This is a genomic window from Xenorhabdus sp. TH1, from assembly GCF_037260955.1.
GTDB lineage: Bacteria > Pseudomonadota > Gammaproteobacteria > Enterobacterales > Enterobacteriaceae > Xenorhabdus > Xenorhabdus griffiniae.
Map to the genome: position 1 here is coordinate 1,133,943 of NZ_CP147734.1, position 21,353 is coordinate 1,155,295.

At 44.1% G+C, this 21,353-nt stretch carries 17 protein-coding genes, 1 tRNA gene and 1 pseudogene; 13 read left to right on the plus strand and 6 right to left on the minus strand.

Annotated elements, in window-relative coordinates:
* The first annotated feature begins 9 nt into the window (after positions 1-9).
* Complete coding sequence (locus tag WDV74_RS05080; RefSeq protein ID WP_338884991.1) at positions 10-864, plus strand: tagatose bisphosphate family class II aldolase; 855 nt, start codon at positions 10-12, stop codon at positions 862-864.
* Positions 865-1,054: 190 nt separating this feature from the next.
* Here the strand turns inward: WDV74_RS05080 and WDV74_RS05085 are convergent, their stop codons facing one another.
* A complete protein-coding gene (locus WDV74_RS05085) occupies positions 1,055-2,437 on the minus strand; it encodes an MFS transporter (protein ID WP_338884992.1) in 1,383 nt (460 codons plus the stop codon).
* Positions 2,438-2,520: 83 nt separating this feature from the next.
* Between WDV74_RS05085 and WDV74_RS05090 the strand changes: the two genes are divergently transcribed.
* Entirely contained in the window at positions 2,521-2,814 is a 294-nt protein-coding gene (locus tag WDV74_RS05090; protein ID WP_338884994.1) for a hypothetical protein, read from the plus strand.
* Positions 2,815-2,903: 89 nt separating this feature from the next.
* Here WDV74_RS05090 and WDV74_RS05095 read toward each other — a convergent pair whose 3' ends face one another.
* The 3 genes and pseudogenes from WDV74_RS05095 to WDV74_RS05105 form a co-directional block, all read right to left on the minus strand.
* Positions 2,904-3,782: a phage tail protein gene (locus tag WDV74_RS05095; RefSeq protein ID WP_338884995.1), complete on the minus strand. Its 879-nt coding sequence runs from the start codon at positions 3,780-3,782 to the stop codon at positions 2,904-2,906.
* 464 nt (positions 3,783-4,246) lie between these two features.
* Positions 4,247-4,492, minus strand: a pseudogene (locus tag WDV74_RS05100) (hypothetical protein); the annotation flags it as partial.
* A gap of 158 nt (positions 4,493-4,650) precedes the next feature.
* Positions 4,651-4,725: transfer RNA gene (locus WDV74_RS05105), tRNA-Arg, on the minus strand.
* 184 nt (positions 4,726-4,909) lie between these two features.
* Between WDV74_RS05105 and mlaA the strand changes: the two genes are divergently transcribed.
* Positions 4,910-5,662 (plus strand): phospholipid-binding lipoprotein MlaA, encoded by a 753-nt coding sequence (mlaA, locus tag WDV74_RS05110; RefSeq protein WP_338884996.1) that lies wholly within the window; start codon positions 4,910-4,912, stop codon positions 5,660-5,662.
* A gap of 61 nt (positions 5,663-5,723) precedes the next feature.
* Here mlaA and fadL read toward each other — a convergent pair whose 3' ends face one another.
* Positions 5,724-7,085: a long-chain fatty acid transporter FadL gene (gene fadL, locus WDV74_RS05115; protein ID WP_338884997.1), complete on the minus strand. Its 1,362-nt coding sequence runs from the start codon at positions 7,083-7,085 to the stop codon at positions 5,724-5,726.
* Positions 7,086-7,444: 359 nt separating this feature from the next.
* On the opposite strand from fadL, the gene WDV74_RS05120 reads away from it, so the two are divergent.
* The 4 genes from WDV74_RS05120 (at position 7,445) to sixA (ending at position 12,333) form a co-directional block, all read left to right on the plus strand.
* Positions 7,445-7,741, plus strand: a complete 297-nt coding sequence (locus WDV74_RS05120; RefSeq protein ID WP_338884998.1) for a YfcZ/YiiS family protein — start codon at positions 7,445-7,447, stop codon at positions 7,739-7,741.
* Between the two features lie 292 nt (positions 7,742-8,033).
* On the plus strand, positions 8,034-9,344 hold the full coding sequence (gene fadI / locus WDV74_RS05125; RefSeq protein ID WP_338884999.1) for an acetyl-CoA C-acyltransferase FadI: 1,311 nt from the start codon (positions 8,034-8,036) through the stop codon (positions 9,342-9,344).
* Positions 9,344-11,500: a fatty acid oxidation complex subunit alpha FadJ gene (fadJ, locus tag WDV74_RS05130; RefSeq protein ID WP_273558257.1), complete on the plus strand. Its 2,157-nt coding sequence runs from the start codon at positions 9,344-9,346 to the stop codon at positions 11,498-11,500. The genes fadI and fadJ overlap by 1 nt, the downstream gene beginning before the upstream one ends.
* Positions 11,501-11,850: 350 nt before the next feature.
* Positions 11,851-12,333 carry a phosphohistidine phosphatase SixA gene (sixA, locus tag WDV74_RS05135; protein ID WP_338885000.1) on the plus strand — a complete coding sequence of 161 codons (483 nt, stop codon included), beginning with the start codon at positions 11,851-11,853 and terminating at the stop codon, positions 12,331-12,333.
* Between the two features lie 208 nt (positions 12,334-12,541).
* Here the strand turns inward: sixA and smrB are convergent, their stop codons facing one another.
* Entirely contained in the window at positions 12,542-13,084 is a 543-nt protein-coding gene (smrB, locus tag WDV74_RS05140) for an endonuclease SmrB (protein WP_193851216.1), read from the minus strand.
* Positions 13,085-13,266: 182 nt separating this feature from the next.
* Here smrB and hutI point away from each other — a divergent pair, with 182 nt between their 5' ends.
* From hutI to WDV74_RS05170, 6 genes are all read left to right on the plus strand, one after another.
* Complete coding sequence (gene hutI / locus WDV74_RS05145) at positions 13,267-14,535, plus strand: imidazolonepropionase (protein ID WP_338885001.1); 1,269 nt, start codon at positions 13,267-13,269, stop codon at positions 14,533-14,535.
* A gap of 19 nt (positions 14,536-14,554) precedes the next feature.
* Positions 14,555-15,514, plus strand: coding sequence for a formimidoylglutamase (gene hutG / locus WDV74_RS05150; RefSeq protein WP_338885002.1), 960 nt, complete (start codon positions 14,555-14,557; stop codon positions 15,512-15,514).
* Positions 15,515-15,550: 36 nt separating this feature from the next.
* On the plus strand, positions 15,551-16,282 hold the full coding sequence (gene hutC, locus WDV74_RS05155) for a histidine utilization repressor (protein ID WP_273558261.1): 732 nt from the start codon (positions 15,551-15,553) through the stop codon (positions 16,280-16,282).
* Between the two features lie 303 nt (positions 16,283-16,585).
* Positions 16,586-18,280, plus strand: coding sequence for a urocanate hydratase (gene hutU / locus WDV74_RS05160; RefSeq protein WP_338885003.1), 1,695 nt, complete (start codon positions 16,586-16,588; stop codon positions 18,278-18,280).
* Positions 18,281-18,294: 14 nt separating this feature from the next.
* Positions 18,295-19,827, plus strand: coding sequence for a histidine ammonia-lyase (gene hutH / locus WDV74_RS05165; protein ID WP_338804881.1), 1,533 nt, complete (start codon positions 18,295-18,297; stop codon positions 19,825-19,827).
* 92 nt (positions 19,828-19,919) lie between these two features.
* Complete coding sequence (locus tag WDV74_RS05170; RefSeq protein WP_338885004.1) at positions 19,920-21,284, plus strand: amino acid permease; 1,365 nt, start codon at positions 19,920-19,922, stop codon at positions 21,282-21,284.
* Positions 21,285-21,353 lie beyond the last annotated feature (69 nt).

Consider the following 21,353-nt stretch of genomic DNA (forward strand, 5'->3'; position numbering starts at 1 on the left):
GGAGGTCACATGTATCTGATTTCTAATCGAGAAATGCTAAAAAAAGCGCAACGGGGTGGATATGCTGTACCCGCTTTTAATGTCCATAACCTTGAAACAGTGCAGGTGGTGGTAGAAACCGCCGCCGCACTATCATCGCCGGTAATATTGGCGGGAACACCTGGCACTTTTACCTACGCAGGGCTGGAATATATGGTGTCTATCTGTCGTGAAGCGGCCTATATCAACCATCTGCCAGTGGCACTGCATCTGGATCACCATGAAGAGTATGATGATATCTGTCATAAAGTGCAGTCTGGTATTCGTTCTGTGATGATTGATGGTTCACATCTGCCTTTTGAGCAGAATATTGAGGCAGTATCCCGGGTGGTTCGATTTTGCCAGAATTATGATGTCAGCGTTGAGGCAGAATTAGGTCGACTTGGCGGGCAGGAGGATGACTTAGTCGTCGATAGCAAAGATAGCTTCTATACTGATCCTATAGCGGCGAAAGAGTATGTTGCTCGGACAGGTATTGATTCATTGGCGGTTGCGATAGGTTCAGCGCATGGCCTGTATCACGGGGAGCCGCACCTTGATTTTGGTCGCCTGGACGCCATCAGGCAGCAGGTTGATATTCCACTGGTACTGCATGGTGCATCGGGTATCCCTGAAGAGATGGTTCGGCGTGCGATTAATTTTGGGATCTGCAAGGTGAATGTGGCGACAGATCTGAAAATCGCTTTTGCTGACGCGGTCAAAGCCTATTTTGCTGAACACCCTGATGCAAACGATCCGCGCAAATATATCACACCGGGTAAAGAGGCAATGCGCAAGGTGGTCGAAACTAAAATCCGCATTTGCGGTAGTGCAGGAATGATGTAACCACAAATAAGATAGTCGCCCTCAATCTATCGGACAAAATCTTTAATTAATCAACTCATTGGTTTTATCTATTTAATACCTGAACCTATGCCTAGAGCTTGTAATGCAAGTATAAGATCACCGATTGTTAAAACATTTTGCCATTGTTGGAAAACGTGTTCAGATAGATCAATAACCTGCTTATTGTCTTTTAGATTTTCCGAGTGATAGCAGTAAATGCGATGGTAATAATGCCAATGGCACTGACAATTGCAGTCAAGGTTAGTGTGTCAGAATATCCCATTGTTGCACCGATGACTCCTGCCCCAAGATAAATGAATGGGTGTGCACCACTGGTAACAAAAGTATCTACCGCGACAACTTTTCCAAGGTTTTTTTCTGGAGAAAGAATTTGTATCGCTGTTGCCCAGCCAGTAAGCCAAGATGCTTCAACAATTCCAACAAACATCGCCCCCAGAATGACCATCCAAACGAAGCTCCCCATGCTCAATAAAAGCATTGCACTACAGAGAAAGCCACCACAGATCACAGCAAGTCGTATTAGGTGTTGATGACCAGCAGTAAGCACCGTGATAACAGACCCAATACATGCTCCAGCTCCTGAAGCTGCCAGACAAAACCCCCACATCGTATCACTGAACCGATCACTAATTGCGTATGGAGCAACGACCAAGAAAATAGGAAAGCACAACACATTCAAGATCAATGTTGCGATAAATCCGAGTAACAAAACAGAATTACTGGTAATGACTGTGATGCCATTCAATACTTCATGCATAGAAAATTTATCATCGAAGTCACGAGTTCCTATATCGGGTATCAGGGCAGTAAAAAGAGCTGCCGCGAAAAATGTAATACCATCAATCAATATTCCCCATGCTGGTTCCCACAATATGATCATAACTCCTACTGTGGCAGGGAAAACTACTGCCACAAAGTTATCGACAAAATTCATGGCGCCATTTCCTGCAACCAAGGCTTGCTTAGGTAACAAGTTTACAAGGAGAACTTGAGCGCATGGACGAGAAATACCAATGCCAATACCAAATATTAAATAAGCAAGAACTAATCCCCACCATGGGGCGTTTAATACAAGTAACATTGTTGCAGCAACTTGCGCCAACCCTCTGGCAATATCTGTCGCAATGAGAGTGTATTTTGGTGATTTTCTATCTGCTAACAAACCTCCAGTGACGGCTCCAATAACTGTCCCTAATCCGACTGCAGCCATGACGACGCCAAAAACCTCTCCATTAAGTTTGGCATGAATCAACGCAACAGGAAGGGCAGCTAAACAGACTGCATCACCAATCATCGACAAACCTTGACCAATCAGCAAGTTCCGGAATGATGGGGAGCGTAACGCCTCAGAATAAGGCGATGAGCGTTCAGCGAATGAAGTCATTGGTTTCTCTTTCATATAAGCATCATCGTAAGTTATAGACCAGTACCTATATAGGGCATAACAGACATCTGCAGAAATGTGTAATACTTCATCGATATTCCACTCACGCACGATATCAGCATCAGGATAGGAAAGGATATAGTGAAGGCCATTCAGCACCATGATCATTGGGAGCTTCCGGAAAGCGCACCCGTAAAAATCCTGTAGATTTTGCAAATTAATAGCTTTTCCATACGATGAATTGGTAGCCAATGAGTGTTTTTGCTACTAGGGGGTCATTTCAAGACCAAAATGTAGAGCGTCTGTCTGAGGGAATGTATTTCATCAAAAACGTGCAGGGATTCAATACCGATGTAGCATGGGGCAGTGTTGATGGCGGTATCGAGATACCATTGTGTAAAAATAAATTGCTGCTGATTTGGGTTGATTATCGCGTGTTACCCAATGATGCCATTAAATTAATGACGTACCACAGTGAACACGCAGACGCTGATCTGATTATATTCCTGTGGGTCGATTTATTTCTGTCCGAGTCCAGATGTTGAAAGATCCGGTGTGGAATTTGAGGTAAGGGGTGAGTAATTCAGCGCCTTCATGATATGAAAACGCCCTCGTGGAGGAGGGCTCATAATTACTAAGCTGCTCTGACTATGTAGTTGAATGCTATATTGCGGGGACGGGTTTCATTTGCTGTTTTCGGAGAGTTATAGTAGGGATTATTCCATCCTGTGCTAGCCCTATAGGTTCTAAGTATCGAGTGTGCCGCAATATTACTATTCACAAGTTCTTTGTTATTTCCCACTGGCTTACCATCAGCGCGTAAATAAATTTTCGGTTGTTGCATATCTTTCCAGTGAGCGTTACTATTAATTTCCCCCACATAACCAAGAGCATCCGATATTACAGCATAGATATCACTTTTAATACTGCCATTTTCTACGCCTGCATACCCCATAGAAGTAGGCAGCGTTAAGGCGTGATCCTCGAAGGCAAAATCCTGAACACTAAGCAGAGAGCGACCAGGATCAATTTTACCGCTATTATCCCATCCACGGATAAATTCCCCTCTTAAATCAGGCAACACACCAGACGGATAAGCCAGAGCAAGTTTCGGATATCGTTCTTTATCAAATGAATCACCGTTGCATATCAGCCAGCCTTCAGGTGGGCTTTCTGTAGGCCAAGGGACAGGAACGCCAACGGGCAAGGCTAAATTTGCATTTTCATTTGCAACATTAGCAAGATTGGTTGCATTATTAGCATTTTGATTAGCTGTATTCGCTAAATCATACGCCGCTTTTACTGCTTTTGGTGTTGCTGCCATAGTCTCGCTATCGCTACCAGCATCATTGCTCAGGACAACAAAGCCTTTATCTTGCAGTGTTGCATCTGGATGATTGCGGCTTTGAGCGTGTTCCTCAATGGCATCTTTGACATATTCCGGCGTTGGAACGACAACAAGACCGTCATTTTCCAAGAATTGTGTTTCAGATTTTTTATCTTGAGTACTCATGTTTATTCCCTCATTTAATCAACAATACATTGCTAAGTAACATGAAGGCGGTGGGGGACTTCTCCGCCTGTGAACATCAATAAAATTGGTTCATCAATACTGGAGAGTACATCTTGATTTTACTTCAATGGGTGAGATGCATGTTTTGATGGCAGAATGACATAAAATAACAGGTGTGGAATTAATCAAATTTATCAGGTAGCTGATGAAACTTAGTACAGTAAGATTAGGGTTTCCCGTCTTTAATTCAACACACTTCTGTTTGAAACAGATTCAGTGAGTTACTCTAGGGATCCCTTGAGGTTAAGGAGTCATCAATCTTAGAGGTTAAAATACGAAAATTTTGTGGGTTATAATTTTCGTCAGCAAGGAGGTCCTCAATCTCACCCAGAAGCCTTCCTACCTATTAGCAGGTTGGTTGAAATCGATAGTGGTTTTACTAATCTAGGTGGTTGCCACTTTACTCCCGATATCTTATCAATGTAGTCAGCGAACCATTGCATTATTTCGCGGCGTTGATCTAAATACTGTGCATGGTTATACACTCCTCTCGTTTTATTACCAACAACATGAGCTAGCTGTTTCTCGATCACATCATGATTAAATTCATGTTCATTCAGTAACTGGAGCAATTTAACAACCTGATTGGACATCGGGACTATGTATAATCGACGTTCTTTCATTACTGATAGATCGATAGTAATAACCTGCTTTACAGTGAGCATTGGGTAAAATTGTTTACCCAAAATTTACCCGGATAGGTAGGCCCGCCTCAAAGAACTAATGCGAACTTCCACGGACGGTTATTTTTTAATGCTGATAATTGGAGGGTTTTTCGAACGATTAAGAACTGAGTTGAACTGTAGAATGGCGTCCCCTGCAGGAATCGAACCTGCAACTAGCCCTTAGGAGGGGCTCGTTATATCCATTTAACTAAGGGGACAGCGGAACGCAGTATACCTGTTTTTCTTGTCAGAGATAAGGTATAACGAACTGTTTGCCTATATAATCACCACTCTTTTTGATTACCATTAATGAAAGATAGGCAGTATATTTTACATATTGGGTGCAATAGCTGATATACAGCACGATAATTGATATCTAAAAATAATTATATGGAGAACTGTATGAAGTATCGTCTGAGCGGAGTTGCTCTTACAGCCGTCTTGCTTGTGGGATGTGCCAGTTCATCGAATACGATGGAGCAGGGGCGTTCTGATCCGCTTGAAGGGTTTAACCGTACTATGTTCAACTTTAATTATGATGTTCTCGACCCATATGTACTGCGTCCTGTTGCTGTAGCCTGGCGTAATTATGTGCCGATGCCTGCACGAAACGGCATTGGTAATTTTATGAGCAACCTTGAAGAGCCTGCCAGTATGGTGAACAGTTTCTTACGTGGTGATGTTCGTGAAGGTGCAAAACATTTCAACCGTTTCTTTTTGAATACTTTGTTGGGAATGGGAGGACTTATTGATGTGGCTTCCATGGCTAATCCCAAACTAGCAAAAGAAGATCCGATGCGTTTTGGTAGCACATTGGGATACTATAATGTGGGGTATGGTCCATATGTTGTTCTGCCCGGTTACGGCAGTTTTACATTGCGTGATGAGGGCGGTAACTTTGCGGATATGACTTATCCCGTATTGAGTTATCTTACGGGTTGGATGTCGGTAGGCACGTGGATTTTCCAAGGTATAGAAACCCGCGCTCGCTTGCTGGATTCTGACGGCCTGTTAAAAAATTCTTCAGATCCTTATTTGATGGTGCGCGATGCTTACTTCCAACGCCACGATTTTATGGCCAATGGAGGTAAGTTGGAGCCAGAAAAAAATCCTAATGCGGCAAGCATTCAAGATGAATTGGATTCCATAGATTAGTTCGTCTTATAATCAAAAAAGGATAGCATCTGCTATCCTTTTTTGGGATTACAGCATGTAGTTAGAACGAATAGTTAAAGTTTATACCATACAACCATGCAGTTCCTTTGGAATCGAACTCATATGGTGCAGTGCCACCTAATTTCTGGACATCTTCTGGTAGTTTTTCACTAATATGTACTTTTTTGCCACGCATATAGGAAACACCGACATCTACAGAAGCATCTTTGTTGAATGCGTAAGTGGTTCCTAAGCTAAACCAAAAACGATCTTGATCTGGAATGGAAATAGAACGATTTTTGGCGGGGACAGGGCTTTCATCAAAGGCGATACCACCACGGAATGTCCAGTTATCATCATGGTAGTAAGTTGTACCTAGTGAGATACGGTAAGCGTCACGGAAGCCTTCGTGCTTCTCAAATGCAACATTACCCGTGTCACTCCTTACTGCTTTTAATTCTTTGAATTCGCTCCAGCCAGTGTATAGCAAGCTATAGTGAATTGCCCACTGTGGAGCAACACGGTTATAACCTGAGAATTCCCACATATCCGGTAAATTCAGGTTCAGCTTGCCTTTGACTATATTACCATTAGTCCCATTATCAAAGACTTTTGGTATATGTGGCAAATCATTGCTGTAATCTCCGCTTTTAAACTTAACCTTGACTTTTGAACGGTAAGTCAGGCTATAGCGGTTATTTTCGTCATACTGATATAGGAACCCTGCATTCCAACCATAACCCCAATCTTTACCTTCCAATCTGGCCGCTTCAGCGCTATCTGGGATTGAAAGATGTGCAAGGACTGGATTACCAATGGCTTGTCCTTTTGCGTTTAGCATCTTAGTGGCTATTGGGCCGAATTCTCCCATATGACGGGCGATTTTGGCATCAGCATAAACAGCATTGACACCTAAGCCAAAGCTAAACTGGTTATTAAATTTGTAAGCACCGCTTAGGTTTAGGTTCATGGTCTTCAGTTGAGTTTTACCGCCTAGCAGGCCAGCAGAATAGTTGTTGCTGAAGTCGGTAGACAAGCCGAAGTTAGACGTTGCAGATGCGCCAACAAACCATTGATCATTGATTGGGGTAATAAAATGTAGGTTTGGGATCCATGCATGTGGTGCAATATTTTTAGCATTAGTGCTGTTTTTGGTGATGGGAGAATTCCCGGTAATATCAACATCTGGGTTGACATACACTAAACCGCCAGAAAATGATGGGCGATCAAATAAGGTCATGGCCGCAGGGTTACGACTGCCTACGGAAGCGTTATCTGCAACGGCACCTGCCCCAGAAAATGCACGGCCTAGTCCTGATGATGAATATTCATTCAATTGAAAACCAGCAGCACTCGCGTTGGATGAGAGGATTGCAACCGCCACTGCTAACGCTGAACGTGTAAATAGGTTTTTCTGGTCCATAACCAAAACCTCATTGTCTAATTATTATTAACATGCCACTCAAGTAGCTGAGAGCGCGGGATTGTAGAGTCGATTTGTCACCATGACAATAATGACAAATCAGACCAGTGCACGAAGTATAGGCTTGATAATAGAATATGTTGCAAGAATGTTTTCTAAATATAACTAAAATGATTCTCAAATTGGGACTTGCTTAACAAAAAATAGACAACTTCCGTTAATGAAGTGTAAACGGGTTTTTGTTGGCGTTGTCAGATCAATAAATAGTGAGATAAATGGCGTCAAACAGCGCAAATGCTGGTTATCGGCAGTCAGGAAAACGTAGAATTATTAGCAAGTTTTTTAGCCGGAGAAATTAAATGTCTGATGCGATTAAGCGCTGTAATGCCGAAGAAACGGCAGCTTGCTGCTGTGTTGATGTGGGAACCGTTATTGATAATGAAGACTGCACCGCTTCTTATCAGTGTATTTTTGCGAGTGAACAAGACGCAGAAATTATGCTTAATACGTTAATTAAAAAGGCAAAATCAGTGGAATCTGATCCCTGTGTTATACGCCATAGTATCGAAGCGGTTAACGGTGGGATGCAATTATCGGTGGACTTTACCTTTAGCTGCCAAGCGGAAGCCCTCATCTTTCAGTTAGGTTTGCGTTAATTCACTCTGAACAACGGTTTTCTCATTGTTTTGTCATGCCAAACAGTGAGAAAATCGCTTGTAATAGATTGTAAATCATTGCCCTTTCTTTGCACTCCTTTCGCTTATTCTTCATTTAAGTTGTATAAATTATAAATAGTTTAAAGTTGAGTTTGTTCTCATTTTTGGTTTATTCCTATTTGCTATTTTCCAACATTGCGTTAACAATGCATCATCAGGTCTGACCTCTTATGAGGTGAGTAAATATTTTTAATCAATCAATTGATTTAGTTAATAATAATTAGGAGTTGCTATGGGTCGTTCTTCAACAAAAGTGACATCGCAAAAGGAACGTGTTGCTATTGTCAGCGGGTTGCGCATTCCTTTTGCGAAACAGGCAACTTTCTACCACGGTATTCCGGCTGTTGACTTGGGAAAGGCTGTTGTAAGCGAGCTGGTCATTAGGAGCGGTTTGTCGCCTGAGAAGATCGACCAATTGGTTTTTGGGCAAGTTGTTCAAATGCCGGAAGCGCCAAATATTGCAAGGGAAATTGTTTTGGGGGCAGGCTTAAGTGTGAATACTGATGCCTATAGTGTTTCCCGTGCCTGTGCGACGAGTTTTCAGGCAATTGCAAACGTGGCTGAAAGTATTATGGCAGGCGTAGTCAATATAGGGATCGCGGGAGGTGCGGATTCCTCATCCGTTTTACCTATCGGAGTGACGAAGTCATTGGCGCGTACGTTAGTTGACATGAACAAAGCCAAAAGTCTCACCCAACGATTAAAATTACTCAGTCGATTGAAATTACGTGATTTATTGCCTGTATCTCCTGCTGTTGCAGAGTATTCCACAGGGTTGAGAATGGGAGATACCGCTGAGCAGATGGCAAAAACGTATCATATCAGTCGCGAAGATCAGGATGCGCTTGCGCACCGCTCGCATGTACTGGCCGCTAAAGCCTGGGAGCAAGGGCTTTTGCAAGAGGAAATCATATCGGCCTATTTCCCGCCATACCGCAAGACATTGGCAGAAGATAACAATATCAGAAAAAACTCAACCTTAGCTTCTTATGCCAAATTGCGTCCGGCCTTTGATCGAAAACATGGCACAGTCACCGCGGCAAACAGCACACCACTGACGGACGGTGCCGCAGCAGTGATGTTAATGCGTGAATCCGTTGCCAAAGAGCTTGGTATGGTTCCATTGGGGTATTTACGTAGTTATGCATTTTCTGCCATTGATGTTTGGCAGGACATGTTACTGGGGCCGTCCTATGCAACCCCGTTGGCGCTTGAGCGTGCGGGTATCACTCTCAATGAATTGGCCATTATCGACATGCATGAAGCATTTGCTGCCCAAACATTAACGAATTTAAAAATGTTTGCCAGTGAGAAATTTGCCCGTGAAAAGTTGGGACGTACTCAGGCAATTGGTGAAGTGGATATGGATAAATTCAATGTGTTAGGCGGATCAATTGCTTATGGGCATCCCTTCGCGGCGACAGGCGCCAGAATGGTGACCCAAACGTTGAATGAATTGCGTCGCCGTGGGGGCGGTTTTGGGTTAACGACAGCTTGTGCCGCTGGTGGTTTAGGTGCAGCAATGGTATTGGAGGTAGAATAATGGCTCAGGCTGAAAAAGAAACGGTTATGTCAGCAACAATGCAACCGGAGCAATCGGTATTCCGTTTTTCTGTCAGGGACGACAAGGTGGGAATTATCACCATTGATGTCCCAGGAGAGAAAGTCAACACCCTGAAAGCTGAATTTGTCGAGCAGTTCCTGATCATGTTTGAAAAAGCGCAACAAGTTTCAGGCTTGAAAGGGTTGGTTATTGTGTCCGGCAAGCCGGATACTTTCATTGCTGGTGCGGATATTAGCATGATAGCTAACTGCCAAACCCAGGAAGAAGCGTCAGCATTAGCTGAAAAAGGTCAAAAACTGTTTGCGCAGATTGCCAATTATTCTTTGCCTGTTGTGGCAGCGATTCATGGTGCGTGCTTAGGTGGTGGTCTGGAGTTAGCATTGGCTTGCCATGCGCGTATCTGTTCTTTGGATGAAAAAACCCGTCTTGGTTTGCCAGAAGTTCAGCTTGGGTTATTGCCCGGCTCAGGTGGAACGCAGAGATTACCTCGCTTGATTGGTGTCAGTGCTGCTTTGGACATTATATTGACAGGCCGTCAGCTCAAGGCAAAACAGGCGCTACGGTTGGGTGTTGTAGATGACGCAGTTCCTTTAGATATCTTGTTAGATGTTGCTGTGCAATATGTTAAAAAAGGCATCGTGAAACGTAAGCCATTGGCATGGTCGCAGCGTATGCTGGCAAGTGCGTTAGGCAGGCCGTTGTTATTCCAGATGGTTCATAAAAAAACGCGAGAAAAAACTCGCGGCCATTATCCCGCCCCAGAAAAAATCATCAATGTGATTCGTGCCGGTTTGGAAAAAGGCTCAGAGAAAGGCTTTCAGCTTGAAGCCAAGGCATTTGGTGAGCTGGCGATGACGCAAGAATCAGAAGCATTGCGGAGCCTGTTTTTTGCTTCTACCACGTTGAAGAATGAAACTGGCTCTTCAGAACAGCCCGCTGAAATCAGACAGGTGGGGATTTTGGGAGGCGGCCTGATGGGGGGCGGCATTGCCAATGTAACCGTGACGCGAGGAAATTTGCCTGCCCGCATTAAAGATATTAATGAAAAGGGTATTAATCAGGCTTTGAAATATACATGGGATCTCCTTTCTAAGCGGGTAAAACAGCGTCGTTTGAAATCAAGTGAGCGTTCTCGTCAGATGTCTCTATTGACAGGAACGACCGATTACAGTGGGTTTAAGCAAGCTGATATTGTTGTTGAAGCGGTATTTGAAGATTTAGTCTTAAAACGCAAAATGGTTACAGAGATTGAGGAGAATACAAAACCTGAAACCATTTTTGCGTCTAACACTTCTTCATTGCCAATCCATAAGATTGCTGAAGCTGCGACTCGACCAGAGCAGGTGATCGGTCTTCACTATTTCAGTCCTGTAGATAAAATGCCGCTGGTGGAAGTTATTCCACATGAGGGAACAAGTGAAAAAACGATCGCAACTGCTGTAGCGTTAGCCAAGAAACAGGGAAAAACAGCGATTGTTGTTGGTGATAAAGCGGGTTTTTATGTAAACCGGATTCTGACACCTTACATTAATGAGGCGGGTTATTGTTTATTGGAAGGTGAGCCGATTGAACATATTGATAATGCTTTACTGAATTTTGGTTTTCCTGTTGGCCCTATCAATCTACTGGATGAAGTTGGCATAGATGTGGGGACTAAAATTATCCCTATTTTAGTAGAAGAATTAGGCAGTCGATTTGAAGCACCAGAGATTTTATCTGCAATTTTGCAGGATGACCGAAAAGGCAAGAAGAATGGTCGCGGCTTCTATTTGTATACGGGCAGAAAAAAAGCCAAAGAAGTGGATGCTTCGATTTATTCCTTATTAAAGATCAAACCAGCGATAAAAATGTTGCCGGCTGACATTGCCCAGCGTTGTGTGATGCTCATGCTGAATGAAGCTGTGCGCTGTCTGGATGAGGGGATTATCAGAAGCCCGCGTGATGGTGATATTGGTGCTGTATTTGGCATCGGATTCCCGCCATTCCTGGGAGGGCCATTCCGTTATATTGATAAGCTTGGCAGTGATAAAGTTGTAGAAATTTTACGTCGTCTGGAGGCGCAATATGGCGAAAGGTTTGCGCCCTGTGAGCGTTTAGTCCAGATGGCTGAACAGAAAAAGAAATTTCACGCATAACTTGAATTTTATTTAAATAACCCGATCGGCTCTTTTAATTAAGAGTCGATTTTTTATGGCAATTAAATCCTTATTCGTATTTTTTATCTAAAAAGAGTCCACGAAATAACAAGAGATATATCGATTTTTTTTAGCCATTTTATTTACCTTTGTTTTAGGGCAGAATGCGGATTGGCCCTAACTGAAACGTTTTTATATCCTTCGGAAATCCATAGGGCATATATCAAATATTAGCTTGATAATTGCTTTTGAGCTTACGTTTTAATGCCGTATAACCAATGGCTTATCTCAAGAAATACGAGTGTATAGGGTATTTTGAGATCGGTTTGCAATTAACTAAACGGTGGATTATGTACGTTTTTATTATGCGTCACGGTGATGCTGCTTTGGATGCAATCAGTGATGCAGCCCGGGAGCTGACACCTAGAGGGTGGCAAGAATCACAGAAGATGGCAGATTGGCTTTCACAACAAACGCCTGATATTGATTGTATTTTGGTCAGTCCTTATATTCGTGCAGGACAAACATTAAAGGCGGTGCGAGAAAATTTGGCGCTTCCTGATAATGAAGAGTTATTGGCTGAGTTAACGCCATCGGGTGATGTTGCGTTGGTTGCCAGCTACTTACACGTCTTGTCAACACAAGGACACAAATCTGTATTGGTGGTTTCCCATTTACCGTTAGTCGGTTATTTGGTTTCTGAGCTTTGTCCTGGACAAACGCCGCCGATGTTTGCTACATCCAGCATTGCTTGTGTCGAGTTGGATCACCAAACAGAAAAAGGGTGTCTGTTATGGCAAACATCTCCTGCACAATTAGCGGAGAAATTCTGACCAACCACCTTAACCATTAGACAATTTAATTAAATATACCAATCTGACTTCAAGATGCGTGTGATTTCTCCTCGCTTCGCGGGAAGAAATCAGGTTTCATTGCATGTTGTAAATTGCAGCTTGTAAATCAATATGATTGTTTATATCTCCCCGCGTAGCGGGAGATATAAGATGCATCTTGAAAGGCGATTAGTATATAAAGACCAAATTAGCGCTGCGTAAACTCATCCATCTCTACCAAAATGAGTAACGCAGCGTTCCCTCCCCACGCTTTGGGCGCTTGATGGAAGGCAATAATATCAGGATGTTGGGCAAGCCATAGCGGGGCTTGTTGTTTGAGAATATGTTTACCGTGTCCATGCATAACACAGGCACAATAGACGTGTTCGCGACGACAGGCAGCGATTAATGCCCCAATTTCTTGTTTGGCCTGCAACTGAGTTAGCCCATGTAAATCCAGAAAAAGTTCAGGGGAATAATCTCCCCGCCGCAATTTCTTTAATTCATAATGGCTGGCGCCTTCCCGAATGTAACGAGTCGGGCCTTCCATTTCCAAATTTGGCTGGAATTCATCGGAAAAATAGTAACTGGCATCAGCTTGCTCCTGCATCAAACGTTCAGGGGCAACAGCGTTAATTTTTTTTCTTTTCGGGGGATGGGAAACCGTATCTTGTGCAATACGACGGGTTCCTGTAACAGACGTTCTGAATAGACTGATGTCTTCTGAGTTTAGTTGATATTTCTTCTTCATTACACATTCATTTACTCACTGCTTTTGGCAAGTGTACATGATTTTTTGTGATTTTTCCTGACAGTTATCATTTTAAGTAACAAATTGTTCACAAAATGATTTGACAATTATGTTTGGTTATAAAATAAATGTATATACAACATGAGTTCTGATACAAACAAGAAAAATAACAGGATAGTACAATGTCGATTGAACTGAGAGACACTGATGTCATATGGCGCAATGCCAAACTTGCTACGATGGATCCTGCAATTAAGAACGTTGATGGTGAAAGCCATTACGGCATGTTAGAACAGCATGACCTTATTGTGCGGGATGAAAAAATCTTAGCGATATTACCGACAGATAGCGTACCAGCCAACCAATGTAAGGTCATTGACGCAGAGCAGCGCTTAATTACACCTGGCTTAATCGATTGCCACACTCACTTAGTTTTTGGTGGCAATAGAGCCTCTGAGTGGGAACAGCGCTTGAATGGGGTTTCTTATGAAGAAATTAGTGCTAAAGGGGGAGGGATCAATTCTACCGTTAATGCCACCCGTAACAGTTCCGCTCAACAGTTAGAAAGCGTATCCCAGAAACGTCTCAATGCGTTGATGGCTGAAGGGGTGACAACAATTGAGATGAAATCAGGTTATGGGCTAGATCTGATAAATGAAGAAAAACAGTTAAAGGTTGTGCGGGCATTGGCACAAAAAAATCCCATCGAAATTAGTCCGACATTACTTTCTGCCCATGCTGTCCCACCTGAATATAAACATGATCCTGATGGCTATATTGATTTAGTTTGTGGCTCCATTTTGCCTACTCTCTGGCAAAAACAGTTATTTGAAGCTGTAGATGTATTTTGTGAATCCGTTGGTTTCACTTTAAATCAGACTAAACGCCTTTTTGCAACAGCAAAACGTTTGAATATTCCCGTAAAAGGTCATGTTGAGCAACTTTCCAATTTAGGAGGCAGTGAGCTGGTTGCTGAATATCAGGGTTTATCCGTTGATCATATTGAGCATTTGGATGAAAAGGGTATTGAGGCTATCAGCCGTAGTGGAACAGTGGCAGTATTACTGCCGGGGGCATTTTACTTCCTGCGAGAAACTCAACGTCCACCCATTGCATTATTGCGCCAATACGGTGTTCCAATGGCTATTTCAACCGATTTTAATCCTGGTACGAGTCCTTTTGCTTCCTTGCGCCTGATTATGAATATGGCTTGCGTACAATTTGGTTTGACACCAGAAGAAGCCTGGCAAGGCGTGACTATTCATGCAGCTCAGGCACTGGGACGAGCGGGTAGTCACGGTCAATTAGCCGCAGGTTTTACGGCAGACTTTATTGTTTGGGATGCCCGAAACCCCGTTGATATTTTATACGAACTGGGACATAACCCGTTGGTTTATCGTATTTATCATGGCGAAATTACGCATCGTAATGATTTAAATGGCTTTAATTAATGGTGGTGAGGGAAAAAATATGAATTTATGGCATCCAACATCCGAAAACATTTGGCAAGGGCGCAATGATCTTGCTGAAGCCAATAACGCGTTACGGTTATTCCAGACAATAAAACAGACAGCCAGTTTCTCTCCAGCCGCATTTCCTCACCACATTGCGCTATTGGGATTTGAATGTGATGAAGGTGTTAAATTGAATCAGGGCCGTCCAGGAGCAAAATTGGGACCAGAATATTTGCGCCAATCGTTGGCAAACCTGGCGAGTTATGATGGTCACGATAGATTGGTGGATTTGGGGAATATTCGTGCTAATTCTGGTGAATTGAGTGAAGCACAGCAGGCACTCAGTGATGCTGTCTATGAATGCCAGCAGAATAATATGAAGACGCTGATTTTTGGTGGTGGGCATGAAACGGCTTTTGCTCATGGGATGGGAATTTACCGTGCGTTTTCAGAGCAGCGTGTCGGTATCATCAATTTTGATGCCCACTTGGATCTGAGAAATTCGCCGCAGCCTACATCAGGAACCCCATTTCGGCAACTTGCGCATTACTGCCAGCAACACCAGCGCCCATTTAATTACAGTTGCGTTGGCGCCAGCTTGGCATCAAATACCCAGGCATTACTGGATGAAGCTAACCATCTTGATGTCACCATTATTTGGGATACCCACTGCGTTGAATCCATGTTGGATAGGGTACAGCAGCAATTACAAGATATAATTAATCAGGTTGATATCATTTATATGACTATCGACTTGGATGTGCTGCCAATTTGGCAAATGCCGGCCGTTTCTGCGCCTGCGGCATTGGGTGTTCCGCTGGAGCGTTTATTGCCATTGGTTCAACTCATCTGTCAGAGCAAAAAATTGCAAGCCGTAGATTTAGTTGAGCTTAACCCTTTATATGATATCCAGGGAATGGGGGGGAAAGCGGCGGCTCGCCTTGCATGGCAGTTGGTGCATTGGTGGAATAAATAGGTTGGTGAACGAATAAAAAGCGAGAAGGAAGGGACAGTGACAGACGATTTACCAGATACATATGCCAAACCAGTGCCTTTGTATGCAAGAGTCAAACAAGTGATTATTGAAAAGATCTATACGGGGGAGTGGAAACCGTATGATCGGATCCCTTCGGAAGCGGAATTGGTCAGGCAATTTAACTGTAGTCGCATGACGGCTAACCGGGCATTGAGGGAGCTAACAGCAGAAGGTTTTCTATTCCGTTTGCAAGGTGTGGGTTCGTTTGTCTCTGAGCCGAAAGGACAATCGGCGTTATTTGAAATTCATAGTATTGCCGATGAAATTGCTTCTCGCTCTAACCGGCATAGTTGCAAGGTGCTGAAACTTGCTGAAGTGAAGGCTAACATGACGCAGGCTGCGGAATTCAGTATTGCAGTAGGTGCGCCGCTCTACCATTCCATCATTGTACATTATGAAAATGATGTCCCTGTGCAGATTGAAGATCGCTTTGTCAATGTTCAGGCGGCACCAGAGTATTTGCGGCAAGATTTTCGTCAGCAAACGGCCCATGATTATTTATCCCAGGTAGCGCCATTGACCGAAGGGGAGCATATCGTCGAAGCCGTGGCGGGAGATGCCCTCTCTTGTCGGTTATTACAAATTGAGGCAAATACGCCTTGTTTGTTAATCAGCCGGCGAACCTGGTCGAAAGAATTTATTGTTTCCAGTGCCAGGTTATTGTTTCCTGGGTATCGATATAAATTGAAAGGGCGTTTTAGTTCATAGTTCTCCTATATGGAGCTACAAAAAGTTAAGCGGCAAAAAACCTCTTTTTCCGTTGAGTCGAAGAGGTTTTTTATTCATTTTTGTAACAATAATGTAAAATCAATGTGATGTTAAACACAAAACCAGCAAAAATATCCCCCTGTTTATCACGAAATAAATCAATATCATCTTTTTGATTTTAATTAAAAAAATATTTTTACCGCATTATTAACTTTATCTCTGTCACATTTTTGCCTATTGAATGTACATGTATATACAACTATACAATTAACAAAATTCACAACGATGAGATAGGAAAAAACCGTGACGACGCAAAATAATAAATTCAGCAACGTAACCATTCGTGCTCCCAGAGGGACACAACTCACAGCAAAAAGTTGGCTAACCGAAGCACCACTTCGTATGCTCATGAATAACCTTGATCCCGATGTGGCGGAAAATCCCTGTGAATTGGTGGTGTATGGTGGCATTGGTCGTGCAGCCAGAAACTGGGAATGCTATGAAAAAATCGTTGAAACCTTAAAGGATCTGGAAAATGACGAAACCCTGTTGGTGCAATCAGGAAAACCTGTGGGGGTGTTTAAAACACATGAAAATGCCCCGCGTGTATTAATTGCCAACTCGAACTTGGTGCCACACTGGGCGACATGGGAACATTTTAACGAACTGGATGCCAAAGGGCTGGCTATGTATGGCCAGATGACCGCCGGTAGTTGGATTTACATTGGAAGCCAGGGCATTGTTCAGGGAACTTACGAAACTTTTGTCGAAGCAGGCCGCCAACACTACAACGGCAATTTGACCGGACGTTGGATACTGACAGCGGGTTTGGGGGGAATGGGCGGAGCACAGCCACTGGCTGCGACATTGGCCGGTGCCTCTTCATTAACCATAGAGTGCCAACAAAGCCGCATTGACTTTCGTCTGCGTACTAAATATGTGGATGAACAGGCCGTTGATCTGGATGATGCTTTGGCGCGTATTGAACGTTATACCCAGGAAGGTAAAGCAATTTCGATAGCATTGTGTGGTAATGCTTCAGAGATTTTACCTGAACTGGTACGCCGTGGTGTGCATCCTGATATGGTGACAGACCAAACCAGCTCCCATGATCCATTACATGGTTACTTACCGGCTGGCTGGACATGGGAAGCATATTGCCGCCGTGCCGAAAGTGAGCCAGAAGTGGTGATCCAAGCGGCAAAAGCGTCAATGGCCGCACATGTTGAAGCTATGCTGGCTTTCCAGAAACAGGGTATACCTACTTTCGATTATGGCAATAATATCCGCCAAATGGCGAAAGAGGTAGGTGTTGAACACGCTTTTGATTTTCCTGGATTTGTTCCCGCTTACATTCGTCCTCTGTTCTGTCGCGGTATCGGACCTTTCCGTTGGGCGGCGCTTTCCGGTGATCCTGAAGATATTTATAAAACTGATGCCAAGGTAAAAGAGTTGCTGCCGAATGATGACCATTTACACCGTTGGTTAGATATGGCAAGAGAGCGCATCAGTTTCCAGGGCTTGCCTGCGCGTATCTGTTGGGTGGGATTGGGCGATCGCGCCAAATTAGGATTAGCATTCAATGAAATGGTTCGCCGTGGGGAACTTTCCGCCCCAATCGTGATTGGCCGTGATCATTTGGATTCTGGCTCTGTCGCCAGCCCTAATCGTGAAACTGAATCCATGCAAGATGGTTCTGACGCTGTTTCTGACTGGCCATTGCTGAATGCCTTACTGAATACGGCCAGTGGTGCGACGTGGGTTTCCTTGCATCATGGTGGGGGCGTTGGTATGGGATTCTCCCAACATTCCGGCATGGTCATTGTTTGTGATGGAACGGATGAAGCGGCTGAACGCATTGCCCGTGTATTACACAATGATCCGGCAACGGGAGTTATGCGTCATGCTGATGCGGGCTATGAATTGGCTATCCAGTGTGCGAAAGAGCAAGGGCTAAACTTGCCAATGTTAAACCTGCCAGTGACTGATGTGAAATAAGGAGCGTTGTTAGAATGAAAAATATCACTATTCATCCGGGAAAAATGACGCTTGAAGAATTACGTCATGTTTATCAGCATCCTGTTCACATTAGTTTGGACGAACAATGCTTTCCTGCCATTGAGAGCAGTGTTGCGTGCGTGAACCGCATTATCAGTGAAAATAAAACGGCTTATGGTATCAATACCGGTTTTGGTTTGCTGGCGAATACCCGTATTGCAGAACAAGATTTGGAAGAATTGCAGCGTTCTATTGTGTTGTCACATGCGGCGGGTGTGGGGGAGCCTCTGCCGGATGAAATTGTCCGATTGATTATGGTGTTGAAAATCAATAGCCTTGCCCGTGGTTATTCCGGCATTCGTCTGGGCGTGATCCAGGGATTGGTTGCCCTGGTCAACGCTGAAGTTTATCCCTGTATTCCAAGTAAAGGTTCAGTAGGGGCTTCGGGTGACTTAGCACCATTAGCGCATATGAGCTTGTTATTGTTGGGAGAAGGGAAAGCCCATTATCGTGGCGAATGGCTGCCGGCAAAAGTAGCACTGGAAAAAGCGGGACTTGAGCCGATGTGTCTTGTCGCCAAAGAAGGATTGGCACTGCTCAATGGTACACAAGCTTCTACCGCCTTCGCCTTAAAAGGACTATTTGCTGCCGAAGATTTACTCGCATCAGCGATTGTTTGTGGCGCCATGTCTGTTGAAGCCGCTCTTGGCTCCCGTAAACCCTTTGATGCTCGTATCCATGAAGTCCGTGGACAGAAAGGCCAGATTGATGTGGCAGCCCTTTACCGTTTGGCATTGGGAGAACAAAGTGAGATTTGTGAATCCCATAAAAACTGCCCGAAAGTTCAGGATCCTTATTCATTACGCTGTCAGCCTCAAGTGATGGGCGCTTGTTTAGCCCAAATCCGCCATGCGGCTGATGTCATTATGGTTGAAGCCAATGCCGTCTCTGATAATCCGCTGGTCTTTACTGAAGAAGATGAGGTGATTTCTGGGGGGAATTTCCACGCTGAACCGGTCGCGATGGCATCGGATAATCTGGCTATTGCTCTGGCAGAAATAGGTTCATTGTCAGAACGCCGCATTGCCTTGTTGATGGATAGCAATATGTCCCAGTTGCCGCCATTCTTAGTTGAAAACAGCGGTGTTAACTCCGGTTTCATGATTGCACAGGTGACTGCGGCTGCGCTGGCAAGTGAGAACAAGGCGCTGGCGCATCCTTCCAGTGTTGATAGTTTGCCAACCTCTGCCAATCAGGAAGATCACGTTTCAATGGCACCCGCCGCGGGGCGTCGTTTATGGGAGATGGCAGATAATGTGCGAGGGATCTTAGCGATTGAATGGCTGACGGCTTGCCAGGGCATGGATTTTCGTCATGGCTTGACGAGTAGTCCGATATTGGAAAAAGCCCGCCATATTCTCCGCAATAAAGTTGCACATTATGATAAAGATCGCTTTTTCGCCCCGGATATTGATGCAGCAATTCAGTTGTTGGCCGAACAGCAACTTTCTGCCTTGTTGCCTGCTGGGAATATCTTAGAAAACTAAGTACAGACTCACCGTCTTAGGCCGGATAAGCTCCGGCCTTATCGTAGTATTTATCTCTTCCAATCTAATAATAAAAGACATAAGGATAAATCATGCAAAACATTTCACAACTCAAGCGAGGATTAAGTGTTCGCCACATTCGGTTTATGGCTCTGGGTTCGGCAATTGGCACCGGTCTTTTCTATGGTTCAGCGGGAGCCATTAAAGCCGCAGGGCCTGCGGTATTGCTAGCTTACGCCATTGGCGGTGCAGCTGTATTTATGGTCATGCGGGCATTGGGGGAAATGGCGGTACATCGCTCCGCGCCAGGCTCTTTCTCTTATTATGCCACCCAGTATTTAGGGCCATTGGCGGGTTTTCTGACCGGATGGACTTACGTTTTTGAAATGCTGGTCGTTTGCCTTGCTGACGTCACTGCATTTGGCATCTATATGAAGCTCTGGTTTCCCCATGTTGACCAGTGGATTTGGGTACTTGGCATTGTCTTTTTTATTGGTGCAATCAACCTATGCAATGTGAAGGTATTTGGTGAAATGGAATTTTGGCTGTCTATCATCAAAGTGGTTGCGATTATCGCCATGATTGTCGGCGGTTTTGCCATCATGATGTATGGGTTTGGTCAGGAAGCCGAGCATGTCACCGGCCTGTCGAATTTATGGGAACATGGTGGATTTATGCCAAACGGCATAGCGGGAGTGATTGCCTCGTTTACGGTTGTGATGTTTGCCTTTGGTGGCATTGAGGTTATTGGTATCACTGCCAGTGAAGCTAAAAATCCAGAAAAATCCATCCCACGTGCAATCAATGCGGTCCCATTCCGTATCTTATTGTTCTATGTCCTTACGCTGTTTGTTTTGATGTGCATTTATCCGTGGAACCAAGTGGGGCAAAATGGTAGCCCGTTTGTCCAAATCTTCTCCAGCTTGGGAATTGATTCCGCAGCCAATATTTTAAATATTGTCGTCATTACTGCCGCAATTTCCGCGATCAACAGTGATATTTTTGGTGCCGGACGGATGATGTATGGCATGGCGCAAGAAAAACAGGCTCCAGCCTCGTTTACCCAACTAACTAAAAATGGAGTGCCGTGGGTGACGGTGCTGGCAATGTCAGGAGTTTTGTTGGTGGGCGTCCTCTTGAATTACTTGTTACCGGAAAAAGTTTTCGTCATTATTGCTTCCATCGCAACATTTGCAACTGTGTGGGTATGGCTGATGATTCTGCTGTCACAATATATCATGCGCCGGAAGATGCCCGCAGAAGAGGCCAGACAGCTTAAATTCCCTGTTCCCTTCTGGCCTGTTGCGCCAACGTTGGCTATTGCGTTTATGGGATTTGTTATTGCGGTATTAGGTTATTTCCCAAATACTCGGATTGCGTTATACGTAGGGATAGTATGGATAGTATTATTGACTATTAGCTATTATTTATGGGTGAAAAAACCAAGTCATGGCTAACCCTCCTATATCACCCTAAAATAACGCTGTGTTAAGAAAGCTGATTTGTGTTCTGGATCATGGCAAACT